At 71.3% G+C, this 16,195-nt stretch carries 13 protein-coding genes; 4 read left to right on the plus strand and 9 right to left on the minus strand.

Annotation, left to right across the window (positions count from 1 at the left end; all coding sequences use genetic code 11):
- Positions 1–7: 7 nt before the first annotated feature.
- Positions 8–1,321, minus strand: coding sequence for an aminotransferase-like domain-containing protein (locus V5O40_RS04025; RefSeq protein WP_164448773.1), 1,314 nt, complete (start codon positions 1,319–1,321; stop codon positions 8–10).
- A gap of 344 nt (positions 1,322–1,665) precedes the next feature.
- Here V5O40_RS04025 and V5O40_RS04030 point away from each other — a divergent pair, with 344 nt between their 5' ends.
- Positions 1,666–2,331: a GNAT family N-acetyltransferase gene (locus V5O40_RS04030; protein WP_269740558.1), complete on the plus strand. Its 666-nt coding sequence runs from the start codon at positions 1,666–1,668 to the stop codon at positions 2,329–2,331.
- A gap of 62 nt (positions 2,332–2,393) precedes the next feature.
- Here the strand turns inward: V5O40_RS04030 and V5O40_RS04035 are convergent, their stop codons facing one another.
- The 7 genes from V5O40_RS04035 to murJ all read right to left on the minus strand — a co-directional run bounded on the left by V5O40_RS04035 (position 2,394) and on the right by murJ (position 10,898).
- Positions 2,394–3,560 carry an N-acetylmuramoyl-L-alanine amidase gene (locus V5O40_RS04035; RefSeq protein WP_332904195.1) on the minus strand — a complete coding sequence of 389 codons (1,167 nt, stop codon included), beginning with the start codon at positions 3,558–3,560 and terminating at the stop codon, positions 2,394–2,396.
- A 192-nt stretch (positions 3,561–3,752) separates the two neighbouring features.
- A complete protein-coding gene (gene trxA / locus V5O40_RS04040) occupies positions 3,753–4,076 on the minus strand; it encodes a thioredoxin (protein ID WP_164448776.1) in 324 nt (107 codons plus the stop codon).
- Positions 4,077–4,104: 28 nt separating this feature from the next.
- Positions 4,105–5,055: a thioredoxin-disulfide reductase gene (gene trxB / locus V5O40_RS04045; RefSeq protein ID WP_332904196.1), complete on the minus strand. Its 951-nt coding sequence runs from the start codon at positions 5,053–5,055 to the stop codon at positions 4,105–4,107.
- A gap of 174 nt (positions 5,056–5,229) precedes the next feature.
- The gene (locus V5O40_RS04050) at positions 5,230–6,336 is read right to left on the minus strand and encodes a hypothetical protein (protein WP_332904197.1); all 1,107 of its coding nucleotides are present in this window, start codon (positions 6,334–6,336) and stop codon (positions 5,230–5,232) included.
- Positions 6,333–7,073, minus strand: coding sequence for an RNA polymerase sigma factor SigM (gene sigM, locus V5O40_RS04055; RefSeq protein ID WP_269740561.1), 741 nt, complete (start codon positions 7,071–7,073; stop codon positions 6,333–6,335). The genes V5O40_RS04050 and sigM overlap by 4 nt, the downstream gene beginning before the upstream one ends.
- 34 nt (positions 7,074–7,107) lie before the next feature.
- Positions 7,108–8,706, minus strand: coding sequence for a protein kinase family protein (locus V5O40_RS04060; protein WP_332904198.1), 1,599 nt, complete (start codon positions 8,704–8,706; stop codon positions 7,108–7,110).
- 440 nt (positions 8,707–9,146) lie between these two features.
- The gene (murJ, locus tag V5O40_RS04065; protein WP_332904199.1) at positions 9,147–10,898 is read right to left on the minus strand and encodes a murein biosynthesis integral membrane protein MurJ; all 1,752 of its coding nucleotides are present in this window, start codon (positions 10,896–10,898) and stop codon (positions 9,147–9,149) included.
- Between the two features lie 125 nt (positions 10,899–11,023).
- On the opposite strand from murJ, the gene V5O40_RS04070 reads away from it, so the two are divergent.
- From V5O40_RS04070 to V5O40_RS04080, 3 genes are all read left to right on the plus strand, one after another.
- Positions 11,024–12,484 carry a CCA tRNA nucleotidyltransferase gene (locus tag V5O40_RS04070; RefSeq protein WP_332904200.1) on the plus strand — a complete coding sequence of 487 codons (1,461 nt, stop codon included), beginning with the start codon at positions 11,024–11,026 and terminating at the stop codon, positions 12,482–12,484.
- A gap of 246 nt (positions 12,485–12,730) precedes the next feature.
- Entirely contained in the window at positions 12,731–14,770 is a 2,040-nt protein-coding gene (locus V5O40_RS04075) for a S8 family serine peptidase (protein ID WP_332904201.1), read from the plus strand.
- A gap of 101 nt (positions 14,771–14,871) precedes the next feature.
- A complete protein-coding gene (locus V5O40_RS04080; protein ID WP_332904202.1) occupies positions 14,872–15,351 on the plus strand; it encodes a methylated-DNA--[protein]-cysteine S-methyltransferase in 480 nt (159 codons plus the stop codon).
- On the opposite strand, the gene V5O40_RS04085 is transcribed toward V5O40_RS04080, so the two are convergent.
- Positions 15,352–16,026 (minus strand): hypothetical protein, encoded by a 675-nt coding sequence (locus V5O40_RS04085; protein WP_332904203.1) that lies wholly within the window; start codon positions 16,024–16,026, stop codon positions 15,352–15,354.
- Between the last annotated feature and the right edge of the window lie 169 nt (positions 16,027–16,195).

Here is a 16,195-nt window from a genome sequence, read left to right on the forward strand (position 1 = left end):
CCGGGCATCATGCCAAGTCTGGCCCTGGCGCGTCCCAGCCGGTCCTGCCTCGCCGGGCGCCGGCCCCGCCCACCGCACCGAACACCCGACGCATGGCGATGTCCTGCTCCATCACGCTGGCCAACCGGCGTACGCCCTCCCGGATCCGCTCCGGTGGCGGGAACGAGAAGTTCAGCCGCATGTGACCGTTGCCGCTGCCGTCGGCGTAGAAACCGGTGCCGGGCACGTACGCGACCCGCGCGGCGATGGCCCGGGGCATCATCGCCTTCGAGTCCAGCCCGTCGGGCAGCGTGGCCCAGACGAACAACCCGCCGCCGGGCACGGTCCAGCGGGTGCCGGCCGGCATCAGGTCCTCAAGTGCGGTGAGCATCGCGTCCCGCCGCTCCCGGTAGACCTCCCGGTAGACCTTCAGCTGCTCGCGCCACGGCATGGTGCCGAGGTACGTGCTGACGGCGGCCTGCGCGTACGCGCTGGGACAGAGGATCTGTGCCTCGCTGGCGATGACCAGCTTGTCCCGCACCGCGTGTGGCGCGAGGATCCAGCCGACCCGCAGCCCCGGCGCGAACGTCTTGGAGAAGGTGCTGAGGTAGAAGACCCCGTCCCGCCGCCGCGCCCGCAGCGGTGCGGGCGCCTCGCTCTCGAAGCCCAACTGGCCGTACGGGTCGTCCTCGACCACCAGCAGCCCGGCGCGCTCGCAGATGTCGAGGACCTGTTCCCGCCGCTGCTCGGTGAGCGTCACGCCGGTCGGGTTCTGGAAGGTGGGGATGGTGTAGAGGAACTTGACCCGCCGTCCGGCCCGGGCCTGCTCCGCGATGGCGAGCTCCAGTGCGGCCGGAATCAACCCGTCGTCGTCCATCGGCACGTGCACGACCTGCGCCTGGGCGGCCTGGAACACCCCGAGTGCGCCGACGTAGGTCGGCCCCTCGGCGAGCACCACGTCACCCGGGTCCAGGAAGAGACGGGCCACCAGGTCGAGCGCCTGCTGCCCACCGACGGTCACCACCACGTCCTCCGGGGAGGCACCACAGGCGGCGTCGATGCCGGAGAGGGCCATCACCTCGCAGATCCGCTCACGCAGCTCCAGGGTGCCCTGACCGATGCCGTACTGCAGCGTGGTGCTGCCGTGCTCCGCGCCGAGCCGGCCGAGCATCTCGCCCACGGCGTCCAGCGGCAGTGCGGCGATGTACGGCGCGCCACCGGCGAGGGAGACGACCTCCGGTCGGCTGGCGACGGCGAACAGGGCCCGGATCTCCGACGCCGTCATGCCCCGCACCCGGCGGGCGTACCGGTCGGTGTAGTCGTCGAGTGTCGTGCCGGTCATCACATCACCTCGGTGGCTGCTCGGACGGCTCCGGTCCCGGATACCCGGGACACCGGCGACCATGGCGTACGGCGCGCCGAATGTCGATCGTAGCCGCCTTGCACACCCCTATGCGCCCCTGATTATTCGTGCGTCCACATCCCGGACCCGTAGCCGGCACCCCTGAGGTGCACGTTCACGCTTACTCTCCCCAGTCGCCGACCGGCGGCGTACGATCGCTCGTCGGGGGCAGGAACACGGCGGTGCCATTCGGGCCGCTGGGGCGGCGGTGCCACTCGGGGCCGCTGCGGCGGCGGTGCCGTCCGGGCCGGTCCCACCTCCGAGCCTAGTGTGGGGAAGCGCCAATGTCGCGACGTCTGGTCAGCCTGACCCTGGACACCCTGGAGGACCTGCCCCGGCCCTGCCGCCAGTGCGTGTACTGGGAGCTTGACCCGGTCTCCGCGGACCGCGCCTGCGCCGCTGGCGACCCTGGCCTGGAGAAGGAGGCGTGGGTCTCGCAGACGCTGCTCGAATGGGGTTCCTGCGGCAAGCTGATCTACGTCGACGGGATGCCTGCCGGATTTGTCATGTATGCTCCGCCGGCCTACGTGCCCCGGTCGATGGCTTTTCCGACGTCTCCGGTCTCCGCCGACGCGGCGTTGCTGATGACCGCGAACGTGGTGCCCGCGTTCGTCGGCGGCGGGCTCGGCCGGATGCTGGTGCAGGGGGTGGCCCGCGATCTGACCAAGCGCGGGATCAAGGCGATCGAGGCGTTCGGCGACGCGAAGTTCGGTGACTCCGCCGATCCGGGCGGAGCGTGCGTGGCACCTGCCGACTTCTTCCTCTCGGTGGGCTTCAAGACGGTTCGCCCGCATCCGCGGTTCCCCCGGCTACGGCTGGAGCTGCGGACGGCGTTGAGCTGGAAGTCCGACGTCGAGTACGCGCTGGAGAAGCTGCTCGGCTCGATGAGCCCGGAGACGTTGCTGCGTCCGGTCCGACCGACACCGGCCACCCGCTCCACGACCGGCTGACCGGCCGACGTCGGCGGCACCGGCTACCCGGCCGGACTTCCGCGCCCATCCCGGACGGCCGCTCAGTCCACCACCGTGCCGGCGGCGACCGCCGCCCGCAGCTCGCTGACGTCGATCGAGCCGGTCGGCACGTCGCGTTCGATCGGCAGGTACATCCGCTGCACCGCGGCCACCATCGCCTCGACCAGCTTGTCCCGGAACCGAGGAGCGATCAGCCGTTCCCGGTCCGTCGGTGAGGTGAGGTAGCCGACCTCGACCCGGACCGCCGGCATCCGGGTGATCCGGAGCAGGTCCCACGCCTTCGCGTGGGTACGGCAGTCCCGCAGCCCGGTGCGCGCCACGATCTCCCGCTGGACCAGCCCGGCCAGCCGTTCACCGGTCGCCGACGTGACCCCGTTGTCGGTGCCGTAGTGGTACGTGGCGACGCCCTCGGCCTCCGGGTTGGCATGGCCGTCGGTGTGCAGCGAGATGAACACGTCGGCGCCGAGTGAGTTGGCCAGTTGCGCCCGGTCGATGTCGGGCAGGCAGGTCTCCGGCGACGGGCCTCGGGTGAGTTGCACCCGTACCCCGGCCGCGGCGAGACGCCCTTCCAGCCGGCTGGCCAGATCGTGCATCAGATCCGCCTCGGTCCAGCGCAGCGGGCCGTCCGCCACCACCACGCCCGGGTCGGTCCCGCCGTGGCCCGGGTCGATGACCACGGTCCGACCGACCAGGGTCGGGCCGGACTGCCGGATGGCGTCGGACTCGCGCAACCACTGCGGCCGGCCGCCGACCACCTTGCGGCCCAGCCGGCGCAGGGCACCCATCGTGTGTGGGCCGCAGGTGCCGTCCGGGACCAGTCCCACCTCACGCTGGAACTGGGCCACCGCCCGGGAGGTGCGGATGCCGTAGATCGCGTCGGCCCGGCCGGTGTCGTACCCCATCTCCAGCAGCCGCTCCTGGAGCGACCGGACATCCTCGCCGGTGAGCGGCACCGGCACCGCGTGGTAGAGGGTGCGGGCACCCAGCCGCCACCGGGCGGCGTCGAGGGCCCGCCAGGTCTCCGCACCGACCCGACCGTCGACACTGAGCCCCCGCGACTGCTGGAACGCGCGGACCGCCCGTTCGGTCGCCGGGTCGAACTCGTCGCTGTGCGGGCCGGTCGCCTTCGACAGCAGGTCGAGACCGGTCAACACCGCACGGATCTCGGTCACCGCGGGTCCCCGGTCACCGGGACGGATCGGACGCACGCACGACCCCCTCTGCACGGTCGGTGGCTGCCGGGCCCCGCAGTGGGCGGGGACCAGGTGCTCACCGGCGTCCGGCGGCCCCGATTCGAGGTTAAGCGCTGGGGGATCCGCTCGGGTGGCGGGCGGTGAAAAACGCGTCGACCCCGTGCCGGTGGGCCCGGCACGGGGTCGACGCTGATGTTGTCGCTGGGGTCAGAGCGCCGATTCGATCAACTTGACCAGTTCGCCCTTGGGCTTGGCGCCGGCGATCGACTGCACCGGCTCACCGTTCTTGAACACGGTGAGGGTCGGCACGGACATCACCCGGTATGTCCGGGCGGTCTCCGGGTTCTCGTCGATGTTGAGCTTGACGATGCTGACCTGGTCGCCCATCTCCCCGGCGATCTCCTCCAGCAGCGGCGACACCTTGCGGCACGGCCCGCACCACTCGGCCCAGAAATCCACCAGGACCGGCTTGTCGGACTTCAGTACGTCCGCGGCGAAGCTCGCGTCGGTGACCGACTTCGTTGCTCCCACTGTTGACCCCTCCTCCTGCGTTGTGTCTTCAGCCCTTGGGCAGCGTGGCGATGAAGCGTTCCGCGTCCAGGGCGGCCGCGCAGCCGGTCCCGGCCGCGGTGATCGCCTGCCGGTACGTGTGGTCGACCAGGTCACCGGCGGCGAAGACACCGGGAATGCTGGTCCGGGTGCTGGGGGCCTGCACCTGCACGTACCCCTCGTCGTCCAGCTCGACCTGGCCACGGAACAGTTCGCTGCGCGGGTCGTGGCCGATCGCCACGAACACGCCGGTGACGTCGAGCACCTTGGCCTCGCCGGTGTGGACGTTGCGCACCCGTACGCCGGAAACCTTGCCGTCCGCGCCGAGCACCTCCTCCACCACGGTGTTCCACTCGACCTTGATCTTGTCGTTGCTCAGCGCCCGCTCCGCCATGATCTTGCTGGCCCGGAACGTGTCCCGGCGGTGCAGGATCGTCACCGAGTCCGCGAAGCGGGTCAGGAAGCTGGCTTCCTCCATAGCCGAGTCGCCGCCACCGACGACCACGATGTGCTGGTTGCGGAAGAAGAAGCCGTCGCAGGTGGCGCAGGAGGAGACGCCGTGGCCCAGGTACTCCTGCTCACCGGGCACGCCGAGCGGACGCCAGGCGGAACCCGTGGCGAGGATCACGGCCCGGGCGCGGTACGCGGTGTCGCCGACCCAGACGGTGCTCACCGCGCCGGGGTGACCGGTGTCGGTCAGCTCGACCCGGGTGACGTCGTCGGTCAGGAACTCGGCGCCGAACCGCTCGGCCTGCTTACGCATGTTGTCCATCAGCTCGGGGCCGAGGATGCCGTCGGCGAAACCGGGGAAGTTCTCCACCTCGGTGGTGGTCATCAGCGCGCCGCCGGACTGCACGCCCTCGATCACCAGTGGCTTGAGGTTGGCACGCGCCGCGTAGACCGCCGCCGTGTAACCGGCCGGCCCGGAGCCGATGATGACCAGGTTGCGGACCTCGTCCACTGCCGTCTCCCAATCGTGTTGACTGTCGTCACCGGCGTACCCGCCGATGCCGATCCGAGTGCCGACGCGGCGGCAACTGATGTGCAGAACGTCATCGTACGAAGCGGGAATTCCCGAGCCGGTCACCCGGTGGGTCAGGTCACGTGGACGGTCAAAAGTCCGGCGACCGCAGGATCACCCTACCCGCGTACGGTAACGGGCGTCCGAGCCGGACCCGGGTACCCCGCACTCCGGGCCGCTGACCCACGCCCAGCTCGTGCCGGAGGCATCGGTGAACTGGAGAACCAGCGCCGGCATCCCCTGGAAGCGGGCGTACTCGACGACGTCGAAGACCAGCGGTCCGCCGCCGTGCTCCCCACCGACCTCCGCGAGGCAGGCACTCAGCGCCGTCTGGTCGCCGAGCCGGGCCAGGGCGTCCGGACCGGCCGGGCGTAGGCGTTCCTGGTTCTCCGGGCCGATCCCAGGACCAGCGTCGCCGGAGAACTGCCGGACGCTCGGCGTGAGGCTGGCCAGCGCCTCCGGCGTGTAGTCGGTGTCGCTGCGTTGCGGGGAGCCGACGACCCGGTAGGGAACACCGCTCGCTGCGGCGGCACGTTCGGGCGCCGACTTCGTCTCCTGCCGCCCCCCGGAGTCCGGCGGGAGCGCGTGCGGCACCGCGGGACTGACGACCCGGTCGTCCAGGGCGGTGTCGGTGGCGACATCGCCCTCCCGGCCGGGCTGGAACAGTTGAAGCGCGCCCAGACCGACCACGGCGGCGGTGGCGAGAGCAACCGGCCCGGCGACCCGGGCCCAGCGGCGACGTCGCGACCCCGGACGCGACGACGACGTCCGGTCCTGCCCCGGACGCGGCGGCCCACCCGGCCGTCGGGGACCACCCAGCGGCTGGGACGGTACGACCGTCACCTTCCCGCCGGTCGGCATCAGGCCCGGGTCGGTGACGGCGGCAGTTCCGTCCCCGGTGGCCGCCGGTGCCCGCTCCGGGTGCTCGGCAGCCGCTGCCGTCGGCGCGGTTCCGGCACCGGGTGGATCGGCAGTGGCGAGGACAGCGCTGATCCGGTCGGTGATCTCCGGCGGGATCTCCAGCGTCGGCTCACCCCAGCCGGCCAACTCGGCCCGGACCCGGTCGACGGCCGGGGCCAGGCGGGCGTGGGCGTCGGCCCACGCCGGGTCCTGCGCCACCCGCCGGGCGATCTCGGCGTGCTCGGGGGTGCCGTCCAGCGCGCCGCCGAGGTAGTCGGCGAGCAGGTCGTGGTCGACCGCGCTGAACTCCCCGGCGCTCACGCTTCCTCCTGCTGGTTGGCGGTCGGTCGGGACCGCCCCGACCCCGATCGGACGCCCGACGGTTCCTTCGGGTTCCCGCCGGTGACGTCCGGCACGTCCGGGCGGGAAGCGCCCGCCGGCCCGGTGCCCGGTCGCAGGTGGCCGAGCGTGACCGCGAGCCGGGCACGGCCCCGGGCGCAGCGACTCTTGACCGTCCCTTCGGCGACACCGAGGATCCGCGCGACCTCGGCGACCGGGTAGCCCTGCACGTCCACCAGCACGAGAGCGGCCCGCTGCTCGATCGGCAACGCGGCCAGAGCGTCCCGGACGACCATCGCGGTGTCGTGGTCGGGTACCGGTGCGGCCGGCTCCACGCCACCGGTGGCCGGACCGTCCTCCGGGCCGTGCACTCCGTCGGGCAGCGGGACCGTCGGGTGGGCCCGCCGACGGCGGATCCGGTCGAGGCACGCGTTGACCACGATCCGGTGCAACCAGGTGGTGACCGCCGAGTCACCCCGGAACCGGTCGGCCGCGCGATGGGCGGACAGCAGCGCGTCCTGGAGGGCGTCTGCGGCCTCCTCACGGTCGCCGAGCGTACGCAGGGCGACCGCCCAGAGCCGGTCCCGGTGCCGGCGGAACAACTCGCCGAAGGCGTCCCGGTCACCGGCGACGTGAGCACGCAGCAGATCGAGGTCGCTGACCGTGTCGTCCACGGAAGCGGCGCCCGTGTGGTCGCGTCCGGCGTCGCGTACCTCCATCACCCGACCCGGTGGCAGCCGCCGTGCTGATGTCTCATGAACCCTGGACCGTGATCTCCTGCACCCCGATCTTGAAACCGCCACCGTTCGGCGGCAGCTCGGTGATCCAGAACAGCAGGTAGCGGTACTTCTTGTCGGCGTCGAAGCCGTCAAAGGTCATCGTGGTGCCGTCGTGTTCCTCGAAGGGTTGCCCGATCCTGTTCTTCAGGTACGCCGTGAGCACCTCGTCGTCGCCCGAGCTGGACGACGGGGCGTTGGTCGTGCCGGTGAGCAGTTCCGCCGAGGCACCCCGGTCGGAGAGGTTGACCTGCACCGACTTGACGGTCCGCTCGGAGCCGAGGTCGATCCAGACGCCCATGCCCCGTTTGAGGTTGCCGAAGTTGCTGCGGTTGTAGGTCTCGGTGGACCAGCCCTCGTCCTGGTCGCCGTCGTAGACCTTCTCGGCGTCGCGCACCTCGCTCCGGTTGCTGCTGTCCGGGTCGATGATCCGGGCATCGCTGATCTTGAGGTTCCGGACCGCCGGCGCGGCCGGCTCCTCGCTCACCGGCGCACTCGATGTCGGTGCCGCGACCGGGTTGGTCTGCGGATCCCCGTCGCCGTCGCCGAGGGTGCTGATCCCGATCAGCAGCCCGATCAGAGCGACCGCCAGCAGCCCGGCGATGCCCAGGGCGACCTTGCGTCCGCCGGCCGCGGCCAACGGCGACGGCTCCTCGCCGGTCTCGCCGGCGAACCGCAGCGGGCCGCTGTTGTCGAGGTAGTCGTCGTCGGGCACGTCGAGCCGGGCCAACTCCGCCGTCAGCACGTCCGACGGGGGCGGGGCGATCTCGGCGTCGAGCAGATCCATGGTCAGGTCGTCCAGGTAGGCCGGCACACCGGCCCGGACCTGACGGGGCGCCGCGACGGCCCCGTTGGCATCGCGTACCGCGTCGGGAATGGCCGCCCGTCCGTGCCCGGCGGTGGCACCGCGCAGCGGCGCCTCGGTGTGCGGCCAGTAGCCGGTCATCGCGAAGTAGAGGATGCCCCCGACGGCCCGGACGTCGCTCTCCTGGCTGTCGTCACCGTCGGTGCGGGCGTCCGCGAGCACCACCCGGCCGTCATCGCTGATCATCACCGTGCCGGGGTGCACGTTGCCGTGCACCATGCCGGTGGCGTGCACGGCGGCCAGGGCGCTGGCGACCGAGTTACCGACGGCGGTCGCGCGGGCGGCGTCCAACGGCCCACTCGCGACCAGGTCCCGCAGGGACTGACCGTCGACCCACTCGCGGACCACGTAGGCCCGCTCGGCCTCGTCGATGGCGTCGTACACGCCGACGAGGTTGGGGTGGACGACCCGGCTGGCGGCGACGGCGGCCTGGAGCATCTCGGTGGCGGAGTCGCCACCCGGGTAGCGCATGACGACCGCGACGGGCCGGCGCAGCACGACGTCGACCCCACGCCAGACCAGCCGGCCGGCGCTGTCGTTGTTGATGTGCTCGACCAGTTCGTAACGTTCGGCGAGGATCTCACCGGCCGTCGGAGCACCGAAGGTCATGACCGGCGGAGTGGTCTCGTCCGCGTCCTGACCCTCGCCGACCTGGGTCACCCGTCCTCCCTCGGTGATCGTGTCGATCGATGGACCCGCGCTGCTGGGCATCTGCTTCCCGCTCCGCCTTCGTCTGGTACCGGCCGGCCGGTCGCAGCAGGGTGCCGCGCGCCGGTGTCTGCCGTACCCGTCGAGTGCGACCTTACCCGGGATGGCCCGGTCCCCGACATGTCATCTTCCCGCCGTCCGGTGGCGGCGAGGTCAGCGGTCGGCGGACTCGTCCCGTTAGCACCGTTGTCGGCCCCGTTGCTGGTACATGTACCAGCCAATCTAGAGGTTGACCACAACCAGCTCCGGCCGGGGCGGAACCGGTCGCGTCGGCGAGTTCGGCAGCGCCGGATTCCCCGTCAATCGGGCGGGCATACTCGGCCGTCCGGTTGGTTATCCACAGGCCGATCCGCCAGTTGAGCGGCGGCGCGCGGAGTTATCCACAGGTACATCCCCAGCCTGGTGATCCTCGGTCACGCTGGGTGCACGGCGGACCGGACGGTTCAGCGGCCGAGCCGGCGGCGGACCATCCCGACCACCTCGGTGATCTCGGAGATCCGCAACACGGTCGCCAGGCCGAGGTAGGTGCCGCCGATGACCGTGCCACCAACCACCAGCTGCGCGATGGCCTCCAGCCGCGTCGGCGTGTCGCCGCCGGGCAGCAGGGTCACCACGACCACGCCGGCCAGGGCCGCGCCCAGCGCCGCGACGGCCACCCGGCCGAGGGTGCGCAGGATCGCGCCCAGCCCGATCCGACCCACCCGGGGACGCAGCAGCCAGGCCGAGGCGATGGCCGCGGCCAGATACGAGACTGCGTTGCCGATCATCATTCCCGCCCCGACGAAGCTCGCCGAAAAGATCGCGAACAGGGCGATCTGCACCCCGATCCGGAGTGCCACGACCGGAATGTTGATCAGTGCGGGGGTTCGGGTGTCCGGCAGGGCGTAGAAGGCGAAGGTGAACAACTGACTGATCGCGAACGGCACCAGCGCGAGTGCGGCGGCCAGCAGCACCAGGGACGTCGCGGTGGCGTTGTCGGCGGTGAAGGCTCCCCACCGGAACAACGTGAACGCGATCGGGGTGGCCAGCACGGCGTAGCAGACCGCGATCGGGGCGAGCACGGCCGACACCGTCCGGGTGCCCCTGGACAGGTCGGCGGCGAGGTCGGCGTATCGGCCGTCGGCGGCGGCGGCACTCATCCGAGGCATGAGCGCGGTAATGATCGACACCGCGATGATGCCGTGCGCCGTCATCAGCAGCAGGAAGACGTTGTTGTAGATCAGCGGACCGGCGGCGTTCTCCTTTCCGGCGCGGTTCAGCAGGTTGAACAGCACGATCAGGCCGACCTGGCTGACCGCGACGTAACAGATCATCCAGGCGCCGAGTCGGCCCAGCTCGGCCAGGCCGAGCTTGCGGAAGTCGAAGCGGAGCTTCCACCGGAAGCCGACCCTGCGCAAAGCCGGCAACAGACCGGCGACCTGGATGGCCACGCCGATCAGGGTGCCGCCGCCGATGAGCAGGATCCGCCCGGTCGTCATGTCTTCCGGCCCGACGATCTCAGCACCGAAGACCGCGATGTAGAGCCCGGCGGTACCGATGACGACCAGGTTGTTCAGGATCGGTGCCCACATTGGCGCCGCGAAGTGACCCCGGGTGTTGAGTACCGCGCTGATCAGCGCGCTCAATCCGGAGAAGAAGATCATCGGCAGCATGAGCCGGGCCAGGGCGGTGACCAGCCCGGAGTAGCCGTCGGCGGACTCGTCCGCGCCGTAGAGCCAGGTCAGCGGCGCGGCGAGGGCGACCGCGAGCACGGCGGCCGCACCCAGCGCGAGCACCGCCAGAGTCAGCAGTCGCTGCGCGTACGCCTGACCGCCGTCGGCGTCCGCCTTTCGCCGCCGCACCAGCACCGGAATCAGCACGCTGGTGAGGATGCCGCCGAGCAGAAACTCGTAGACCATCCCCGGAAGGATCTGGGCGGTGGTGTAGGCGTCACCGACCAGTGCACCACCGAGGGCGGCACCGATGACCAGATTGCGCAGGAAACCGGTACCCCGACTGACCAGGCTACCCAGGGCCATGATCGCGCTGTTGGCAGCGGCGCTGCCTTCCGCCACCTGCTCCTGCGGGGGTGCGGTCGACTCCATCGCCGGCTGGTTGAGCGGTTCGGCGGAGATGAACGTGGCTCCGTCACCGGGCCGGCCGCCGGGCGCGCCGCCCCGCTGGGCGTTCGCGCTGCGGTAGAGCCCGCCGCTCATCTGTGCCTCCAAGGGGTACGCCGGAGCCGGCACCGGCCCGCACGCCACAGACCTTAGTCAACCGTCGACCGTTACCCGCGCCCGGCGGAGGAGATGCCGGCCAGGACCGATAGGCTGCGGATCCGATGTCCGAAGCCGCCGCATCCCACGCCACCGACCGCCGCGACCTGACCGCCGCGCAGCGCAACGCCGTCGCCGAACTGCTCCGGGTCTCCCCGGTGGCCGACGAGTTGGGCCGCCGATTCGCCGCCGCCGGTCACGAACTGCACCTCGTGGGTGGTTCGGTACGCGACGCCCTGCTCGGCCGGCTCGGTGAGGATCTCGACTTCTGCACCGACGCGCACCCCGACCAGACGCTCGACATCGTGCGGGGCTGGGCCGAGGCGATCTGGGAGACCGGCCGCGAGTTCGGCACCATCGGCTGCCAGCGCGGCGGCCTGCGACTGGAGATCACCACCTTCCGCGCCGAGTCGTACGACCAGGTCAGCCGCAACCCGGTGGTCGCCTACGGCACGAGCCTGGCGGAAGACCTGCGACGGCGGGACTTCACCGTCAACGCGATGGCGGTCAGCGTCCCGGAGCACCGGTTCACCGACCCGTACGGCGGGCTGGCCGACCTGGCCGCGAAGATCGTGCGTACCCCGGGTACGCCCGCCGAGTCGTTCGGCGACGACCCACTGCGCATGCTGCGGGCCGCCCGTTTCGCCGCGCAGCTGCGCTTCGCGGTGCACCCGGACGTGCGGGCGGCGATGACCAGGATGGCGACCGACCTGGACCGGATCACCGCCGAGCGGATCCGCGACGAGTTCACCAAACTGCTCTGTGGCGCAGACCCGATCGCCGGCCTGCGGCTGCTCGTCGACACCGGGCTGGCCGAGCGCTTCCTGCCCGAGTTGACCGGGCTCAAGCTGGAGATCGACGAGCACGCCCAACACAAGGACGTCTACGAGCACACCCTCACCGTGGTCAGCAACGCCGTCTCGTACGAGGAGGACGGACCGGACTTCGTGCTGCGGATGGCCGCGCTGATGCACGACGTGGGCAAGCCGGCGACCAAGGCGATCGGCCCGGACGGGCGGGTCAGCTTCCACCACCACGAGGTGGTCGGCGCCCGGTTGACGAAGGTGCGGATGAAGGCGCTGCGCTACCCCAAGGACGTCACCGCGAAGGTGACCACGCTGGTCGGGCTGCATCTGCGCTTCTACGGGTACGGCCGGGGCGAATGGACGGATTCGGCGGTGCGCCGGTACGTCACCGACGCCGGTGACCTGCTGCCCCGGCTGCACAAGCTGACCCGCTCGGACTGCACCACCCGCAACCGGCGAAAGGCGGCCCAGCTGGCGGCGGACTACGACGCGCTGGAGGAGCGGATCGCCCGGATCGCCGCCGAGGAGGATCTCGCCCGGGTCCGGCCCGACCTCGACGGCAACGCAATCATGGAGCTGCTCGGTGTGCCGCCCGGGCCGGTGGTGGGAAGGGCCTGGAAGCACCTGAAGGACCTCCGGCTGGAGCGGGGGCCGCTGGATCGTGACACGGCCGAGGCGGAGCTGCTGCGCTGGGCCCGCGACGAGGGCATCCGCGACTGATCAGCCGCGCTGGGCGTGCCCGGGTGTGCCCGGCCGGCGCCCGGGGTCCACAGTGGTCCGTCCCACCGCGACGGCCGCACGTCGAAACGCTCGCGTTTCGACCGAACGGTGGACGCGGTGCCAGCGAGGTTCGTCCATGATGTGTTCACGTCCATCAGCCCGCTGCTTCGCAGTTGGAGGCGGGACGATCCAGTATCCGTCCGACCGCCCATCGGGTCCGGTCGACGACCGACGGGGGCACATCCAGTGAATCACCGTGGCGCCCTGCGCCGCTCGGCGGCGGCGGGGCTTGCCCTGGCCACCGCTTCGTCCATTCTCACCGCCGTGACCGGCGGCGCGGCGATGGCCGCACCGGCCGACCAGCCCCGCGTCGAGGTGCTCGGCAGCAAGGGCGTCGGCGTTGTGCCGGACCGCTACATCGTCGTCCTCAAGGAACGGGGGTCGACCAACAACTCCGTCCGGGCCGCCGCCTCGGCGCTCACCGGCGCGAACGGTGGCACGGTCCGCCGGGTGTTCGGCCACGCCCTCAACGGTTACTCGGCCACCATGAGCCAGCGGCAGGCGGACAAGTTGGCCAGCCACCCCGACGTGGCCTACGTGGAGCAGGTCCGGCGGCTGTCGGCGAACAGCGGCACGCAGAGCAGCCCGCCGTCCTGGGGCCTCGACCGCATCGATCAGGCGTCGCCGAAGTTGAACGGCAGCTACAAGTACCCGAACACCGGCAGCTCGGTCACCGCGTACATCCTCGACACCGGAATCAACATCGACCACCAGGACTTCGGCGGTCGGGCGAGTCACGGTTACGACGCCATCGACTCCGACGAGGTCGCCCAGGACTGCAACGGCCACGGTACACACGTCGCCGGGACCGTCGGCGGCACCAAGTACGGCGTGGCCAAGGGCGTGCAGCTGGTGGGCGTACGGGTGCTCGACTGTGACGGTTTCGGCACCACCGAACAGGTCATCGCCGGTGTCGACTGGGTGACCGAGCACGCGCAGAAGCCGGCCGTGGCCAACATGAGCCTCGGTGACGTCGTCGCCGTCCCGTCCCTCGACGAGGCGGTCAACCGATCGATCGCGTCCGGCATCACCTACTCGATCGCGGCCGGCAACAGCTGGATGGACGCCTGCGAGGCATCACCGGCGCGGGTGCCGGAGGCGATCACGGTGGGCGCGACGGACCGGATCAACATGCGGGCGTGGTTCTCGAACTACGGCAAGTGCCTGGACGTCTTCGCGCCGGGCGCGAGCATCGTCTCGGCGCGGCACAACAGCAACACCAGCAGCGCGGTGTTCAGCGGCACCTCGATGGCGGCTCCGCACGTGGCGGGCGCCGCGGCGCTGCTGCTGAGCACCAATCCGGGCTGGACGCCGAGGCAGGTCCGGGACCGGATCGTCACCACCGGCCTGGCCGGCGGGGTGTACGACACGAAGGGTTCGATCGACCGGCTGCTGACCGTCGGCTCGGTCACGCCGACCCGCTACTCACACGGCTTCAAGGCCCGCTCCAACGGCAAGTTCGTCACCGCCGCCAGCAGCACCAAGCCGCTGGTGAACAACGGCACGAGCATGGGCACGGCGCAGCGGTTCGACTTCGTCGACGCGGGTAGCGGGCTGGTCGCGCTGCGCTCCAGGGCCACCGGGCTGTACGTGGTGGCGCCGAGCAACGGCACCAAGCCGCTGATCGCGAGCCACAAGACGATCGTCACGTCGGCCAAGTACACAATCGTCAACCACACCGACGGCACGGTCAGCCTCAAGTCCAAGATCAACGGTAAGTACATCACGGCTTCCACGTCCGGCAGTTCGTCGATGATGGCGAGCAAGACCTCCATCGGCACCAACGAGAAGTTCACCATCGACGCAGCGCCGCCGATCGTCAGCCTCCGGTCGAAGCCCAGCGGCAAGTACGTCGTGGCCGCGAGCAGCACCAAACCGCTGGTCCCCAGCAGCACGACCGTCACCAAGGCGGCGAGGTTCGACGTCATCAACGTGGGTGACGGCTTCTTCAGTCTGCGGGCCCACGCCAACGGCAGGTACGTGACCGCGGCGAGCAACGGCACCAAGCCGCTGGTCGCCAGCAGCACGGGGCGGGGTCTCTACGAGACGTTCGACTTCGCCAACTACAACATCGACGGAACGATCTTTCTCAGGGCCGGCGACGGCCAGGCGGTCTCCGCCGGGTCGTCCGGCACCAGCCAGCTGATCTCGAACAAGACCATCCAGTGGTCGTCCTCCGGTCTGGGGCTGGGCAACGGCGAGAGATTCACCGTCTCCACCGCCTGATCCGTCGCGCACGGCCGGCGCCCGCCGCAGCTCCCGGAATCCGGGATGCTCCGGCGGGCGCTCGCCGTTGCGGCCCCTGCTCATGGGTGGACAATGGCGGGATGCGTTGGACCGTGCTCGACTCACCGATCGGGAAGTTCTCCGTGGCCACCGACGGGCACGCCGTCTGCGGGGCGCATTTCGGTCCGGTCGGTGACGGGGCGACCGAGCCGGCTGACGAGACCTCCCGTCGGGCGGTGGCGGAACTGCGGGCGTACTTCGCCGGGGAGCTGACCGACTTCGGGGTGCCGGTGACCGTGCCGCGCGGCTCCGATTTCGAGCGGGCGGTGTGGCGGGAGATGACCCTCATCCCGTACGGCGAGACCCTCACCTACGGTGAGGTGGCCCGGCGGGTCGGTGATCCCGGAGCCGCCCGAGCGGTCGGAGTGGCCTGCAACCGCAACCCGATCCCGGTGATCGTGCCGTGTCACCGCATCATCGGCGCGGGCGGAAAGCTGGTCGGCTTCGGTGGTGGCCTGGACCGCAAGGTCAAACTGCTGGAGCTGGAGGCCCGGGTGGCCCTGCAACGCGCCTGGTCCTGATCAGCTCGGCGCGGGCAGGCAACCACCGTCGGCGATCCGAGTGCCGATCTCCACCGTGATGTCGTCCTGGCGGACGCTGCCGAAGACACACGCCCGGCCGGTCCACCCCGCGAAGATCAGCCCGTCGCCGGGACCGAGGTCGAGGCGTCCGGGCGGGCGCACGGTGACGTCGGTGAGGCCGGTGGCGGTCACCACCCGCTCCACGGCCTCCTCGTCGGGTGCGTCCCGGCCGCCCGCGGTCAGCAGATTCAGGCCCTTGAGCACCTCGGCGGCACAGGCCCCGGCACCGGCAGCCGTGGCGGGTTCGAGCGTGCCGCGCTGCCGGAAGGCGTCGTTGGCGGCCTGCTGACGGCGGAGCATCTCCTCGCGTACCCGCTCGTCGGCCATCGGATGTCCGGTGCCCAGCGGTGTCGGTACCGTCGACGCGCCGAACGGGATCGCGGTCTTCGTAGCCACCTGCGGCGGTGTGGCCGCCGCGGCGGCACAGCTGGCCTCGGCCACCGACGGCGGAGGGTCGGGCGGCACGGTGGCGCTGCCGGACCCGGCCGCCGGACGGCTGCCCGGTACGGCGCAGGCGTACAGGCTGGTGGTCAGCAACGCGCCCGCGAGCGCGGCGGCGATCCGGCGTCCCGACCTGGCGGCGTGCGTGGCGTCGGTGAGCGGCACGGCGCTCACCCTAGCGTTCCACCCTCGACCGCGCGGCCCGTGCGCGTGGCGCGGGCAGCTCGTGCGCCCCGCGACGGCGAGGGCCGGGTCCGTGCGGACCCGGCCCTCGCCGGTGCGGCGGGTGGGCGGCGCGTCCGCGCTCGTCCTCGCCGGCGCGGGACTCCGCGCCGGCGGCGGG

The organism is Micromonospora palythoicola (assembly GCF_036689795.1).
In the GTDB taxonomy this organism is placed as follows: domain Bacteria; phylum Actinomycetota; class Actinomycetes; order Mycobacteriales; family Micromonosporaceae; genus Micromonospora; species Micromonospora palythoicola.